The following is a 14,937-nucleotide window of genomic DNA, read 5'->3' on the forward strand; positions in this document are numbered from 1 at the left end:
CTCAACGTTACCTTCCCCTAGGCTGAGAGCGCACTCAGCCCGCCCCCAACGCAGTCCGCGAGGTGAGCATGTTCCGAAAGATCCTTGTCGCGAACCGTGGAGAGATCGCGATCCGCGCCTTCCGAGCCGCCTACGAGCTCGGCGCGCGCACGGTCGCGGTCTATCCCTACGAAGACCGGTACTCCCTGCACCGCCTGAAGGCGGACGAGGCCTACCAGATCGGCGAAGTGGGCCATCCGGTCCGCGCCTACCTCGACGTGGACGAGATCATCCGCGTCGCGATCGAGAGCGGGGCGGATGCCATCTACCCGGGGTACGGATTCCTCTCCGAGAATCCCGACCTCGCCGCCAAGGCCGCCGCGCACGGCATCGCCTTCATCGGCCCGGCCTCGAGCGTCCTCGAGATGGCGGGCAACAAGGTCACCGCGAAGCAGCACGCGATCGCCGCCGGGGTCCCGGTGCTGCGGTCGACGGAGGCCTCCGACGACGTCGACGCCCTCGTGGCGCAGGCGGGCGAGATCGGCTTCCCGATCTTCGTCAAGGCGGTCGCCGGCGGCGGCGGCCGCGGCATGCGGCGCGTCGAGCTCGAAGCCGAGCTCCCGCCGGCGCTGGCAGAGGCCATGCGCGAGGCCGGAAGCGCCTTCGGCGACTCGCGCGTCTTCCTCGAGCAGGCCGTGCAGCGGCCTCGTCACGTCGAGGTGCAGGTGCTCGCCGACAAGACCGGCGCCACGGTGCACCTCTTCGAGCGCGACTGCTCGGTGCAGCGGCGGCACCAGAAGGTCATCGAGATCGCGCCGGCGCAGAACCTCGCCGACGACGTCCGCGAGGACCTGCACCGCTATGCCATCGCGTTCGCGAAGTCGATCGGCTACGAGAACGCCGGAACCGTCGAGTTCCTGCTCGAGACGGCCGGGCCCCGCACCGGCGAGGTCGTCTTCATCGAGATGAACCCGCGCATCCAGGTCGAGCACACCGTGACCGAGGAGGTCACCGACGTCGACCTCGTGCAGTCGCAGATGCGCATCGCGGCAGGCCAGACGCTCGAGGAGCTCGGTCTCGCGCAGGACCGGATCCGGCTGCGTGGCGCCGCCCTGCAGTGCCGCATCACGACCGAGGACCCGACCCAGGGCTTCCGCCCCGACACCGGTAAGATCACGACCTATCGTTCGCCCGGAGGCGCCGGAATCCGCCTCGACGGCGGCACGACCGCGGCCGGCTCGGCGATCAGCCCGCACTTCGACTCGATGCTCGCCAAGCTCACGTGCCGCGGCCGGGACTTCCACGCCGCGGTGCTCCGCGCGCGCCGCGCGCTGGCGGAGTTCCGCATCCGCGGCGTCTCCACGAACATCCCGTTCCTGCAGGCGGTGCTCGACGACGACGCGTTCGTCGCCGGTGACATCAGCACGTCCTTCATCGACGAGCGCCCCGAGCTGCTCGCCGGGCGCGAGTCGAAGGACCGCGGCACGAAGATCCTGAACTGGCTGGTCGATGCGACCGTCAACAAGCCGCACGGCGAGAACCCGGTCACGATCGATCCGCGCGAGAAGCTGCCGAAGATCGACCTGCTGACCGAGCCGCCGGCCGGCTCGCGGCAGAAGCTGCTCGAGCTCGGCCCCGCCGGCTTCGCCAAGAGCCTGCGCGAGCAGACCGCGCTCGCCGTCACCGAGACGACGTTCCGCGACGCGCACCAGTCGCTGCTGGCCACGCGCGTGCGCACGAGGGATCTCGTCGCCGTCGCGCCGTACGTGGCGCGCATGACACCCCAGCTGCTGTCGATCGAGGCGTGGGGCGGAGCGACCTACGACGTCGCGCTGCGGTTCCTCGGCGAGGACCCGTGGGAGCGGCTCGACAAGCTGCGCGAGGCCCTCCCGAATGTCGCGATCCAGATGCTGCTGCGCGGCCGCAACACGGTCGGCTACACGCCGTACCCGACCGAGGTGACGGATGCCTTCGTGCACGAGGCCGCCGCGGCCGGGGTCGACATCTTCCGCATCTTCGACGCCCTCAACGACGTGTCGCAGATGCGTCCCGCGGTCGACGCGGTGCTCGAGACGGGCACAGCGGTGGCCGAGGTCGCCGTCTGCTACACCGGCGACCTGCTGAGCCCCGGCGAGGACCTCTACACGCTGGACTACTACCTGCGCCTGGCCGATCAGATCGTCGAGGCCGGCGCGCACGTGCTCGCGATCAAGGACATGGCGGGGCTGCTGCGGCCCGCTGCCGCGGCCAAGCTCGTCTCGGCGCTGCGCGAGCGGTTCGACCTTCCGGTGCACGTGCACACGCACGACACCGCCGGCGGCCAGCTCGCCACGCTGCTCGCGGCGTCCGCGGCCGGCGCCGACGCCGTGGACGCGGCATCCGCCCCCATGTCGGGGACGACGAGCCAGCCCTCGCTGTCGGCGCTGGTCGCGGCGCTGTCGAACACCGAGCGCGACACCGGGCTCGACCTCGACGCCGTGTCGGACCTCGAGCCGTACTGGGAGGCCGTGCGGCACATGTACCGGCCGTTCGAGTCGGGTCTTCCCGGCCCCACCGGGCGCGTGTACCACCACGAGATCCCGGGCGGCCAGCTGTCGAACCTGCGCCAGCAGGCGATCGCGCTCGGGCTCGCGGAGGACTTCGAGCTCATCGAGGACATGTACGCCGCGGCCAACCGCATCCTCGGCCGCGTGCCGAAGGTGACGCCGTCGTCGAAGGTGGTCGGCGACCTCGCGCTGCACCTGGCGGCGGTCAAGGCCGACCCGGCCGACTTCGAGGAGAACCCGCACAAGTACGACGTGCCGGACTCGGTCGTGGGCTTCATGGCCGGGGAGCTCGGCGACCTGCCCGGCGGGTGGCCGGAGCCGTTCCGCTCGAAGGTGCTCCAGGGCCGCACCCCCGACATCGAGATCACACCGATCACGGATGCCGAGAGCGCCGCGCTCGAGGGCGACTCGGCGTCGCGCCGCGACATGCTCAACCGCCTGCTGTTCCCGGCCCCGACGAAGGCGTTCCAGCAGGCGCGCGAAGCGTACGGCGATCTCAGTGTCCTCGACACCGTCGACTACCTGTACGGCCTGGGAGTGGGGTCCGAGCACGTCGTCGAGATCGAGCGCGGCGTTCAGCTGTTCGTGGGGCTCGAGGCGATCGGCGAGGCCGACGAGAAGGGCATGCGCACGGTCATGACGACGCTCAACGGGCAGCTCCGCCCGGTGTTCGTGCGAGACCGCAGCATCAAGGTCGAGGTCCACCAGGCCGAGAAGGCCGACACCACGGTGCCGGGTCAGGTTCCCGCGCCGTTCTCGGGTGTCGTGACGCTCAAGACGGACGTGGGGGACACCGTGACGGCGGGCCAGCCGGTCGCGTCGATCGAGGCGATGAAGATGGAGGCGGCCATCACCGCGCCCGTCGACGGAGTCATCGAACGCGTCGCGATCGGAGGCACGCAGCAGGTCGAGGCCGGCGACCTTTTGGTCGTCATCCGCCCTGCGCAGTAGCCTGGACGGCGGCCTCCACCTCGTGGACCGCGCCCGCACACCCTTTGGAGACTTCCGCTTTGACGCCTGATCATCCCGACAACCAGCCCGACGACGACCTCGAGCACGGCGTGCTCGGCGACACCGCGGGCGTCGACACGACGTCGATCGGGTTCCTCGCCGGCGGTGCCGGGGGGCTCAGCGTGTCCATCCCCGGCGAGGCCGACCACGACCTCGAGGACGATGAGGACGTGATCGGCGACGAGGTCCCGTACGTCGAGGAGGAGGTCGTCGCGGCGCCGGAGGACGAGGCGGCGGAGGCGGATGCCGAGTTCGCCGAGGCATCCGACCACGAGCCTGCGACGGGCGACGCCGGCGGCCCCTTCGAGGGGCACGTCGAGGAGTCGGTGGCCGTCGAGCCGGAGCCGGTTGACCAGGCCGAGCCGGCTGCGGAGCCGGAGGACGAGTTCGAGCCGGAGCCGGCGGAGGAGCCTGAGCCCGAGCCCGAGCCGACCGCCGAGCCCGACCCGGTCCACGAGGCCGAGCCGACCCCCGAGCCCGAGCCCGTGCACGAGGCCGAGTCGTTCGAGGAAGCCGAGCCGGTGCACGAAGCCGAACCGGTCGTCGAGCCCGAGCCGGCGGCGGACGAGGTGCTCGACGTCCACGTGCTCGCGCAGCGCTGGCTGCAGGGCGGATCGACCTGGGCGGCCGAGGCCGAGGCCGAGGCCGAGATCGTCGAGCCGACGGGGGAGATCCCGGTGGCAGAGGATGCCCCGGCACCGTACGCTGACGAAGACATCACGGATGCGGTGGAAGTCGTCGACACGGGGGCGCACGACGCGATGCCCGCGGTCGAGACGACGACCGACTCCGCCGACACGGACGCGGATGCTGAGCCGCGCGACGCCGAGGAGACCGAAGTGACCGAAGAGCCCACGCCGACGGCGCCCGAGCCCGCGGCACCTCGTGCGACCTCGCGCCGCGAGGCGCACACCGGTGCGATGGCCACCACGCAGCCCCGCTCGGTCGAGCGCGTCGTGGCTCCGCGGCCCGAGGTGTCGCTGACCTCGAAGCGGCTGGGCGAGTTCGATGCCGATCGCGAGACCGCCGACCTGCTGACCGCCGACCGACTCCTCGACCCCGCGCACTCCGCGCGGCCGGAGCCCGAGGGCACCTGGCAGCACTTCGTGTACCGGCTGTCCGGGCACCGCATCAACCTCGGCGACAGCAAGCGCGCCCGCGCCCGCAAGGAGATGGATCGCCGGATCGCCGGTCCGCTCACCGGCGGCGCCCGCTTCGTCCCCGTGCTCTCGCGCAAGGGCGGCGTCGGCAAGACCACGGTCACGACGCTGCTGGGCATGGCGCTGGCCGACGCCCGCGACGACCGCGTGATCGCGATCGACGCGAACCCCGACCGCGGCACGCTCGCCGAGCGCATCACCCGTGCCAGCGGCAAGACCGTGCGCGACCTCGCGAAGGTCCGCGGCGAAGTCGTGGGGTACAACGACCTGTCGTCGATCGTCGCGCGCGACGAGACCCGTCTGGACGTCATCGCGTCGGACGCCGACCCCCGTGTGGCCGAGGCATTCAGCGACGACGACTACGACGGCGTCGCCTCGCTCGCCGCCCACTACTACTCGCTCGTGCTCACCGACACGGGCACCGGCATCGTGCACTCCGTCATGGAGGCGACGCTCGCCCGCGCCGACCAGCTGGTCATCGTCGCCGGCCTCAGCGTCGACGAGGCGCGCCTGGCGTCCGAGACCCTCACCTGGCTCGAGACGAACGGCTACTCCGAGCTCGCCCGCAGCTCGGTCGTCGTGCTGAACAACTCCCGGCCCGGGCAGACGATGGTGCGGCTGGAGGAGCTCGAGGGGCACTTCCGCAGCCGCGTGCGCGGAGTGGTGCGGATGCCGTACGACGCGCACATCGCGGCGGGCAGTGCCATCACGTTCCGCGACCTGTCGCCGGCGACGCGCGAGGCCGCGCGGGAACTCGCCGCCGCCGTGGTCGAGGGTCTGCGCCTCACGGCTGCGGCCGCATAGGACGGTCATGGCTGTACGCTCCATCCGCCTCTTCGGCGACCCGGTTCTGCGCGCCCCGAGCGCGCCGATCGACGAGATCGACGACGGCATCCGCGCCCTCGTCCAGGACCTGCTCGACACGGTCGAGCTCCCCGGCCGCGCCGGTGTCGCAGCACCCCAGATCGGCGTCAACCTGCGCGCCTTCAGCTACAACATCGACGGGGACATCGGCTACGTCCTGAACCCCGTCGTGGTCGAGGTGCGCGGTGAGCCCGAGCCGACCGGCGAAGGCTGCCTGTCGGTGCCGGGCCTGTGGCACGACGCGCTGCGTCACCCGTGGGCGAAGGTCGTCGGCATCGACCTCGACGGCAACGAGGTGGTGCTCGAAGGCGAAGGGCTGATGGCCCAGGCGCTCCAGCACGAGACCGACCACCTCGACGGCATGCTCTACCTCAGTCGCCTGAGCCCCGATGACCGCCGGGCCGCGATGAAGGAAGTCCGCGAGAGCGACTGGTTCTGACGCGGCACCGACGGACGAAGCCCCCGAGCCCTGACGGGCCCGGGGGCTTCGTGCATCCGCTCCCTTACGGGATCGAGACGTTCGTCGTGCTCACCGGAGCGTCGTAGATCTCGTCGATCTCGGCGGAGAAGTCCGCGAGGATCACGTTCCGCTTGATGCTCATCTTCGGGGTCAGGTGCCCGCTCGCCTCGGTCCACTCCGTGGGGAGGATCGTGAACTTGCGGATCGACTCGGCGCGCGAGACGTGCTTGTTGGCCCGATCGATGGCGTGCTGGACCTCGGCGAGGACCGCCGGGTGCTTGGCGGCCTCGTCCAGCGGCATGTCCGCCGACAGGTGCTGATTCGCCAGCCACGTCGGCAGCATCTCGGAGTCGAGCGTGACCAGAGCCGAGATGAACGGCTTCTGGTCGCCCACGACGACGACCTGGCTGATGATCGGATCGGCGCGGATCGGGTCCTCGAGGGCGGCCGGCGCGACGTTCTTGCCGCCGGCGGTCACGATGATCTCCTTCTTTCGGCCGGTGATCTTCAGGAACCCGTCATCGTCGAAGGCGCCGATGTCGCCGGTCTTGAACCAGCCGTCGTCGAACGCCGCGGCCGTGGCCTCGGGGTTGCGCCAGTACTCGCGGAACACGTTGATGCCGCGCACCTGGATCTCGCCGTCGTCGTCGAGGCGGATGCTGACGCCGGGGAGCGCCGGGCCGACCGTGCCGATCTTCGACTTGTGGGCCAGGTTGACCGTCGCCGGCGCCGTCGTCTCGGTGAGGCCGTAGCCCTCGAGGATCGTCACGCCGAGGCTGTGGAAGAAGTGGCCGAGGCGCTCCCCGAGCGGCGCCGAGCCCGACACCGCGTACTTCACGCGGCCGCCCATGGCCTCGCGGAGCTTGCTGAAGACGAGCCTGTCGAACAGCGCGAACTTCACCTTCGTGACGAACGGCACCTTCTTGCCGGCCTCCTGCAGCGCCGAGACCTCGATCGCGGTGTGCGCGGCGGCGCGGAAGATCTTGCCCTTGCCCCCGGACTCGGCCTTCTGCTCGGCCGAGTTGTAGACCTTCTCGAACACGCGCGGGACGGCGAGCAGGAACGTCGGCTTGAAGGATCCGAGCGCGGGCAGCAACTGCTTCGTGTCGGGCTGGTGGCCGGTCTTGACGCCGGAGTGGATCGACAGGATCGAGATGAAGCGCGCGAAGATGTGCGCGGTCGTGATGAACAGCAGCGTCGACGCGCCCGGCATCTCGACGACCTCGGCCAGAGCCTTCGCCGAGTTGCGCGACAGCTCGACGAAGTTGCCGTGGGTCAGCACGCACCCCTTGGGACGGCCGGTGGACCCGGAGGTGTAGATCAGGGTCGCGATGTCGTCCGAATTCGCCAGCCCGCGACGGCGCTCGATCTCGTCGTCTTCGACGGCCGCGCCCTGCTCGGTGAGCTTGTCGAGGTCGCCGGCGTGCATCTCCCACACGCTGCCGATGAGGGGCAGCTCATCGCGCACCTCGGCGAGGCGCTCGGAGTGGTCGTGCGTCTCGGTGATGCACGCGACGGCGCCCGAGTCCGACAGGATCCACTGGATCTGCGCGGGGGAGCTCGTCTCGTAGATCGGGACCATGACGGCGCCGGCATAGAACAGCGCGAAGTCGACCAGCGTCCAGTCGTAGGTCGTGCGCGCGATGAAGCCGATCTTGTCGCCGGGGTTCACGCCACCGGCGACGAAGCCCTTGGCGAGGGCGATGACCTGCTTCTGGAACTCGGCGGCGGTGATGTCGCGCCAGCCTTCGCCCTCGGGAACGGCGAACAGGGCCAGGTCCGGGGTTTTGCGGACCCGCTCCACGAGCAGGTCGGCGACGTTCGCCTCCGCATCTGCGGGGACGATGGCGGGGACTTCGAATTGGACCACGGCAGCTCCTTCGGTACCGATCATGGCGGGGTGCAACTCATCCCATCCTAGTCCAGGCGCGCGCCGATCAGCCGTCGGGTTCGGAGACATGCAGTGTCATGGACGGCGATATCGAGTCTCACCAGGGGGCGAGCGGGCCGGGCCCGGGACAGCACGGCCCCTCGGACGCGGCCGGTCCGCCACTAGACTTCATGGCGGCCTTCGCGAACGCGGCGGCCGGAAGGAGTGCCGTGCTGAAGGTCGGAATCGACATCGGCGGAACGAAGATCGCGGGCGGGGTCGTCGACGACACCGGTCGCATCATCGAGAAGCTCCGGGTCGACACGCCCGTCGACACCGGCTCGCTGGCGGATGCCGTCGTCGACATGATCCGCCATCTGCGCGAACGGCACCACATCGTGGCGGCGGGCGTCGCGGCGGCCGGCTTCATCGACCGGGACCGGTCGGTCGTCATCCACGCACCCAACATCGCGTGGCGCAACGAGCCCCTGAAGCAGATCTTCGAAGACCGCCTCGAGATGCCGGTCGCGATCGAGAACGACGCCAACGCCGCGGGCTGGGCCGAGTTCCGCTTCGGCGCCGGCCAGCACGTCGACCACATGATCATGCTCACGATGGGCACGGGCGTCGGCGGAGCCGTCGTCCTCGACGGCAAGCTCTACCGCGGCGGCCACGGCATCGCCGGCGAGCTCGGCCACGTCCGCTTCATCCGCGGCGGGCTGCTGTGCGGGTGCGGACAGAACGGATGCCTCGAGCAGTATGCATCCGGTCGCGCCCTGCAGCGCGAGGCGAACGACCTCGCCGACGCCGGCGGCATCGGCGAGGGACTCGCGCAGCTGCGTGCCGAGAAGGGCTCGATCTCGGGCCCCGCGGTGTCCCGCCTGGTCCTGGCCGGAGACCCGGGCGCCGTCGAGGCGCTGCGCCGCGTCGCGACGGCCCTCGGCGAGGCGTGCGGCGGATTCCAGGCGGCGTTCGACCCCGAGCTGTTCGTCATCGGCGGGGGAGTGGCCCAGCTCGGCGAGGACCTGCTCGCGCCGATGCGCATCGCGTACGAGACCTCGCTTCCCGGCTACGGCGACCGTCCCGTGGCGGACTTCGCCATCGCCCGCCTCGGCAACGACGCAGGACTCATCGGCGCGGCGGATCTGGCGGGCTCGGAGGACTGACGATGTTCTACTGGCTGATGAAGTACGTGGTCATCGGACCCCTCGTGAAGGGGATCTTCCGTCCGTGGATCGTCGGCCGCCGCAACGTCCCGATGGCCGGGGGAGCCATCCTCGCGAGCAACCACCTGTCGTTCGTCGACTCCATCATCCTGCCCCTGCTCATCGACCGGCCCATGTCCTTCCTCGCCAAGAGCGACTACTTCACGGGGCGCGGCCTCCGCGGCTGGGCCACGCGCATGTTCTTCAAGGGCACCGGCCAGATCCCCATCGACCGCTCCGGCGGCAAGGCATCCGAGGCATCCCTCAACACGGGCCTGCAGGTGCTCGGCCGCGGCGACCTGCTGGGCATCTACCCCGAGGGGACCCGCAGCCCCGACGGCAAGCTGTACCGCGGCCGCACCGGGATCGCGCGCATGGCGCTCGAGGCGCACGTGCCGGTCGTGCCCGTCGTCATGGTCGACACCGACACGATGATGCCCATCGGCCGGCGCATCCCGAGCATCGTGCGCGTGGGCGTCGTGATCGGGGAGCCGCTGGACTTCTCGCGCTTCGCCGGCATGGAGTCCGACCGCTACATCCTGCGATCGATCACCGACGAGATCATGGTCGCCCTGCAGCGGCTCGGCGAGCAGGAGTACGAGGACGTCTACGCCTCGACCGTCAAGGACCGGCTGAAGACCAGGACCGCGGCGTAGCGGACGCTGTCATGCGGCGTCGGGTCCGTGTTCGGCGCGGCTAGACTGATCGGATGCAACAGCCGCTCGACGCGCTCGACCACTGGCGGACCCTGCCCATCAAGCAGCAGCCCGAGTGGCCCGACCCGGAGGCCGTGGCCGCGGCATCCGCCGAGATCTCCACTCTTCCCCCTCTCGTCTTCGCCGGTGAAGTCGACAACCTCCGCGACCGCCTCGCGCGGGCGGCCTCGGGCCGGGCGTTCCTGCTTCAGGGCGGCGACTGCGCCGAGACGTTCGCCGGCGCGACCGCCGAGAAGATCCGGAACCGCATCAAGACGGTCCTGCAGATGGCCGTCGTCCTCACCTACGGCGCATCGATGCCCGTGGTGAAGATGGGGCGCATGGCCGGGCAGTTCGCCAAGCCGCGCTCGAGCAACACCGAGACGCGCGGTGACGTGACCCTTCCGGCGTACCGCGGCGACATCGTCAACGGCTACGACTTCACCGAGGGCTCGCGCACGGCCGACCCGACGCGGCTGCTCAAGGCGTACCACACGTCCGCGTCGACGCTGAACCTCATCCGCGCGTTCACGCAGGGCGGCTTCGCCGACCTGCGCGAGGTGCACTCGTGGAACAAAGGCTTCGCCCAGAACCCCGCCAACCAGCGCTACGAGCGCCTCGCGACCGAGATCGACCGCGCCATCAAGTTCATGGAGGCGGCCGGAGCCGATTTCGACGAGCTGCGCGGCGTCGAGTTCTACACCGGCCACGAGGGCCTTCTCATGGACTACGAGCGGCCCATGACGCGCATCGACTCGCGCACCGGCACGCCGTACAACACGTCCGGCCACTTCCTGTGGATCGGCGAGCGCACGCGCGACCTGGACGGCGCCCACGTCGACTACTTCTCGAAGATCCGCAACCCCATCGGGGTCAAGCTCGGGCCCACCACGACGCCCGAGACGGCGCTGGAGCTCATCGACAAGCTCGACCCGGAGCGCGAGCCCGGCCGACTCACCTTCATCACGCGCATGGGCTCGTCGAAGATCCGCGACGCCCTGCCCCCGCTGCTGCAGGCGGTCAAGGACTCGGGTGCGACGCCGCTGTGGGTCACCGACCCGATGCACGGCAACGGCATCACGTCGCAGACCGGCTACAAGACGCGTCGCTTCGACGACGTGATCGACGAGGTCCGCGGCTTCTTCGAGGCCCATCGCGCGGTCGGGACGTTCCCCGGCGGCATCCACGTGGAGCTGACGGGCGACGACGTCACCGAGTGCCTGGGCGGCTCCGAGATGATCGACGAAGAGGGCCTCGCGACCCGCTACGAGTCCCTGTGCGACCCGCGCCTGAACCACATGCAGTCCCTGGAGCTGGCGTTCCTGGTGGCCGAGGAGCTCGAGAAGCGCTGACCTCCCGCGGTCACGCCCTCCCCGCGCCCCCGCATCCCCTCCTCCTCAGCCCCGTCGTCAGGGCGCGGGGGAGAAGGAAAGGAGAGTGGGAAGGCGGGGTCAGGACAGCTCGAAGCCGGTGATCGAGACCTGCGAGCCGGGGGCGAGGTACGTGCCCGGAGCGGGATCGATGGCCGTCACGTCGTAGAGACCCCAGAACAGCTGGAGGGGGAGAGCGTCGGTGTTGACGCTGAAGCCGGCTCCGCGCAGCTCGTCGATGGCGTCGGTGATGCTGTCGCCCCGGACGTCGGGGACCTCGATGGGCGCCGGGCCCTTCGACACCACGAGGCTCGCGGTGTCGCCGGGCCGCCACCATCCGGCGCTCGAACGCGGGGCCATGCTGATCACCGAGCCCGCCTCGATGTCGCTCGAGTACTCCTCGGACTGCGAGGTGACCTCGATGCCGAGGTCGTCCAGCGTCTTGACGGCCTCGTCGGCGGTCATCCCCACGACATCGGTCAGCGGGCCGAGAGAGACGCCGAGCGTCGCCGAATCGCCCTCGCGGACCGTGCAGCCGTCGCCGCACTCGACGTCGTCCGCGCCCGAAGCCGGGTGGATGACGACGTAGACGACCTCGCCCGACTCGCCGTCGGTGTAGTACGTCAGCGTCTCGTCGACATCGATGCTCTTCTCGGCGAGGAGCGCCGTGACGTCGTCCTCGCTCTGGCCGTTGAGTGCCGCGAACTGGACGTCCGCCGGCCCGAGCGACACGAACACCGTGACGGTGGCATCCTTCTCGACGCGGTCGCCCGCCGCGGGCTGCGTCTCGATGGCGAGGCCCTCGTCGACCTCGAGGCTGTTGCGTCCCGCCTGCACGGCCACGAGGCCGTCCTCCTCGAGGGCGGCCGCCGCCTCCTCATAGGACTCGCCCGCGACATCGGGCACCGCGATGAGGGACCCGGGCCCGGAGCCGAACCACCAGCCGACACCGGCGGCGACCGCCGCCAGCATGAGCACGAACGCGACGATCCAGCCGCCGCGTCCGGAGCGGCGGCGCGTTGCTCGGCGGAGGAGCCCGGCGTTGTCGTTCTCCTGCTCCATGACGATCGGACCGGTGGGCGTCGGCGGGATGACCGCGGTCAGATCGTCGGTGGCGATGCCCTCGGTCACGACGCCGATCGGCCCCGTGCGTGCGATCTGCGGGGTGATGCCGAGCTCGCTCTCGATGTCCCGCAGGCGCCGCAGCATCTCGCGCGCGTCTGCCGGACGGTCCTCGGGCTGCTTCTCGGTCGCCCACAGGACGAGCTCGTCGACCGGCTCGGGAACCGACGGGTTCTTCACGCTCGGACGAGGCACCGAATCGGTGGCGTGCTGATAGGCGATCTGCATCGGCTGCTCGCCCTTGTAGGGCTGCTCGCCGACGAGCATCTCGTACAGCATGATGCCGAGCGCGTAGATGTCGCTGCGCGCGTCGGCGGTGCCGCGCGTGACGAGCTCGGGGGCGAGGTAGGCGATCGTGCCGAGCAGCTGCGCGCCGGTGGCGGTGTTCGCGCTCGTGGCGCGCGCGAGTCCGAAGTCGCCGATCTTGACGCGGCCGTCCTCGGCGAGCAGCACGTTCTCGGGCTTGACGTCGCGGTGGACGATCCCGGAGCGGTGCGCCGCCGCGAGACCCGAGACGACCGCATCCATGATCGAGATCGCCTGCGGCACGGTCAGGCGCTTCTGCTCGCGCAGGAGTTCGCGCAGCGTGATGCCGGGCAGGTACTCCATCACGAGGTAGGCGACCTCGCCGTCCTGACCCTGGTCGAAGACGTTGACGACGTTCGGGTCGGCCAGTCGCGCGGCGGCGCGGGCCTCCTGGATGAAGCGGCTCTGGAACACGGTGTCGTCGCTGAGATGGCCGTGCATGACCTTGAGCGCGACACGCCGCTCGAGTCGCAGATCGGTGGCGACGTAGACGGTCGCCATGCCGCCGCGGGCGATGCGAGCGCGCACCCGGTACCGCCCGTCGACCAGGCGGCCGATCAGCGGGTCGGTCTGCTGGCTCGTGCTCACGCTCCGAGTTTACGGATGTCGGGGCCCGAGCCCGCCCAACGCCTCACCGGGCCGGCCGGATCAGCCGAGAGCCGCGAGCCACGCGTACGCCTGCTTCTCCCAGCGCGCGTACCGGTCGGGATGCGCCGAGATCTGCACGGCCTGGGCGGCCTGCGTGAAGGACATGTCCTGCCAGCCGGGGACGTCGAGCAGGCCCCGCGTGTCGGACCCGTTGGGGTCGGTCGGTCCGCCGTAGAAGGCGCGGATGGAGCGCTCGCGATTGCGGATCTGCTCCGCGGTGCCCCACCCCGTGCTGGGGCGCTGCTGGAACAGTCCCAGGGAGTCGCGGTCGCCCCAGTCGAGGTTGCGGATCCACGACTCCTGCATCGCGGTGCCCAGCGCGATCGCGATGCCCTTGTCGGGCACGCCCAGGTCGCGGCCGATGCGGACGATCAGCCGAGCGTTGTCGATCTGCTCCGCGTCCAGGCCAGCCAGTGCGGCGCTCGGGATGGCGATCGTCTGTCCCGGGTAGATGATCGAGGACCATCCGAGTCCGTTGGCCGTCAGGACGCTCGCCGCCGACACGCCGTGCTTCGCGGCGATGCCGCTGATGGTGTCGCCGCTGCGCACGGTGTACGACCCGCCGCCGGTCGAGGCCGAGGCGCCGGATGCGGTGGACGTCGAGGTCGTCGATCCGGTCGATCCCGTCGACGACGCGCCGGGGATCGCGAGCTTCTGGCCGGGGTAGATGATCGACGACCACGACAGCTTGTTGGCCTTCAGGACGCCGGCGATCGAGACCTTGTGCTTCGCGGCGATGGCGCTGATGGTGTCGCCGCTGCGCACCGTGTAGGACGTGCTGCTCGTCGAGGCCTTCGTCGTCGCGGAACCCGTCGATCCGGAGGACCCGGCGAGCTTCAGCACCTGCCCGGGGTAGATGGTGGACCGCCACGACAGCCCGTTGAGGGCGAGCACGTCTGCGGTGCGGAGTCCGAACCGTGCGGCGATCGCACTCACGGTGTCGCCGGCACGGACCGTGTACGAGGCGGGGACGGACGAGACCGCCCGGACGGCGGCCGTGGCAGCCGGCGTCCCGAGTCCGCTCGGAAGCGCACGCAGGGCGCGCTCGGCCGCGCCCGGGTCCGCGGCCTGGGCTGCGGGGGCCGAGGCCAGCGTCAGGGCGATGGTTCCCGCGATGGCGGCGGGCACGGTCGTGAGCGCCGAGGCGGTGCGGCTTCGATGAGTGCGGTTGTCGCGTCGCAAGAGATCCCCCCTCTTTGGACTGCGAGTACCGTGTCACGGATGTTGACTCCTGTCAACCTGTGATAAAGATGCGCCGGATGTTACTGGTGTGACGAATGAGATCGCGCACGGCGCCGGCATCCACGACGCGCGGCGAGAAGTGCGATAGTGGCAGGGTGACCGCTGACTCCGCGCCGCGCACCGAGACCGAATGGCTGACGATTCCGCAGGTCGCCGAGATCCTCGGCGAATCTCTGGGGCGTGTTCATCGCCTGATCGACGAGAACCAGCTCGTCGCCTCCCGCCGGGACGGGGCCTGGAAGATCCCCGCGCTCTTCCTCAAGGAGGACCGGCCGCTGTCCTCGCTCAGGGGCACCGTGATCGTGCTGCACGACGCCGGCTTCAGCGACGACGAGGCGATCGACTGGCTGCTGACCGCCGAGGACACCATCGGACTGGCGCCGATCGAGGCCCTGCGGGCGGGACGCAAGAGCGAGGTCCGCCGCGTCGCCCGGACGCTCGCCTGACGCGCCGGCCGCG

At 70.5% G+C, this 14,937-nt stretch carries 10 protein-coding genes; 7 read left to right on the top strand and 3 right to left on the bottom strand.

Annotated elements, in window-relative coordinates; genetic code table 11:
* The first annotated feature begins 68 nt into the window (after window positions 1–68).
* Genes HD594_RS09850 through HD594_RS09860 form a run of 3 tightly spaced genes read left to right on the top strand, consistent with a single transcriptional unit; the run spans window position 69 to window position 5,999 of the window.
* On the top strand, window positions 69–3,476 hold the full coding sequence (locus tag HD594_RS09850) for a pyruvate carboxylase (RefSeq protein ID WP_184752745.1): 3,408 nt from the start codon (window positions 69–71) through the stop codon (window positions 3,474–3,476).
* Between the two features lie 59 nt (window positions 3,477–3,535).
* Entirely contained in the window at window positions 3,536–5,500 is a 1,965-nt protein-coding gene (locus tag HD594_RS09855) for a MinD/ParA family ATP-binding protein (RefSeq protein ID WP_309297725.1), read from the top strand.
* A gap of 7 nt (window positions 5,501–5,507) precedes the next feature.
* The gene (locus HD594_RS09860) at window positions 5,508–5,999 is read left to right on the top strand and encodes a peptide deformylase (protein ID WP_184750801.1); all 492 of its coding nucleotides are present in this window, start codon (window positions 5,508–5,510) and stop codon (window positions 5,997–5,999) included.
* A gap of 64 nt (window positions 6,000–6,063) precedes the next feature.
* On the opposite strand, the gene HD594_RS09865 is transcribed toward HD594_RS09860, so the two are convergent.
* On the bottom strand, window positions 6,064–7,914 hold the full coding sequence (locus tag HD594_RS09865) for an AMP-dependent synthetase/ligase (RefSeq protein ID WP_184750802.1): 1,851 nt from the start codon (window positions 7,912–7,914) through the stop codon (window positions 6,064–6,066).
* A gap of 206 nt (window positions 7,915–8,120) precedes the next feature.
* On the opposite strand from HD594_RS09865, the gene HD594_RS09870 reads away from it, so the two are divergent.
* From HD594_RS09870 to HD594_RS09880, 3 genes are read left to right on the top strand one after another with little or no spacing between them, the layout of a single operon-like run.
* On the top strand, window positions 8,121–9,056 hold the full coding sequence (locus HD594_RS09870) for an ROK family glucokinase (protein ID WP_184750803.1): 936 nt from the start codon (window positions 8,121–8,123) through the stop codon (window positions 9,054–9,056).
* 2 nt (window positions 9,057–9,058) lie between these two features.
* Window positions 9,059–9,751, top strand: a complete 693-nt coding sequence (locus HD594_RS09875; protein ID WP_184750804.1) for a lysophospholipid acyltransferase family protein — start codon at window positions 9,059–9,061, stop codon at window positions 9,749–9,751.
* Window positions 9,752–9,804: 53 nt separating this feature from the next.
* Window positions 9,805–11,142, top strand: a complete 1,338-nt coding sequence (locus HD594_RS09880) for a class II 3-deoxy-7-phosphoheptulonate synthase (RefSeq protein ID WP_184750805.1) — start codon at window positions 9,805–9,807, stop codon at window positions 11,140–11,142.
* Window positions 11,143–11,241: 99 nt separating this feature from the next.
* Here HD594_RS09880 and pknB read toward each other — a convergent pair whose 3' ends face one another.
* Window positions 11,242–13,176 carry a Stk1 family PASTA domain-containing Ser/Thr kinase gene (pknB, locus tag HD594_RS09885; protein ID WP_184750806.1) on the bottom strand — a complete coding sequence of 645 codons (1,935 nt, stop codon included), beginning with the start codon at window positions 13,174–13,176 and terminating at the stop codon, window positions 11,242–11,244.
* A 60-nt stretch (window positions 13,177–13,236) separates the two neighbouring features.
* Window positions 13,237–14,418: a lytic transglycosylase gene (locus HD594_RS09890; RefSeq protein WP_221446598.1), complete on the bottom strand. Its 1,182-nt coding sequence runs from the start codon at window positions 14,416–14,418 to the stop codon at window positions 13,237–13,239.
* 155 nt (window positions 14,419–14,573) lie between these two features.
* Between HD594_RS09890 and HD594_RS09895 the strand changes: the two genes are divergently transcribed.
* Window positions 14,574–14,924 (top strand): Rv2175c family DNA-binding protein, encoded by a 351-nt coding sequence (locus HD594_RS09895; RefSeq protein WP_271171222.1) that lies wholly within the window; start codon window positions 14,574–14,576, stop codon window positions 14,922–14,924.
* Window positions 14,925–14,937: the final 13 nt, after the last annotated feature.

This window comes from Microbacterium thalassium, assembly GCF_014208045.1.
Classification (GTDB): Bacteria; Actinomycetota; Actinomycetes; order Actinomycetales; family Microbacteriaceae; genus Microbacterium; species Microbacterium thalassium.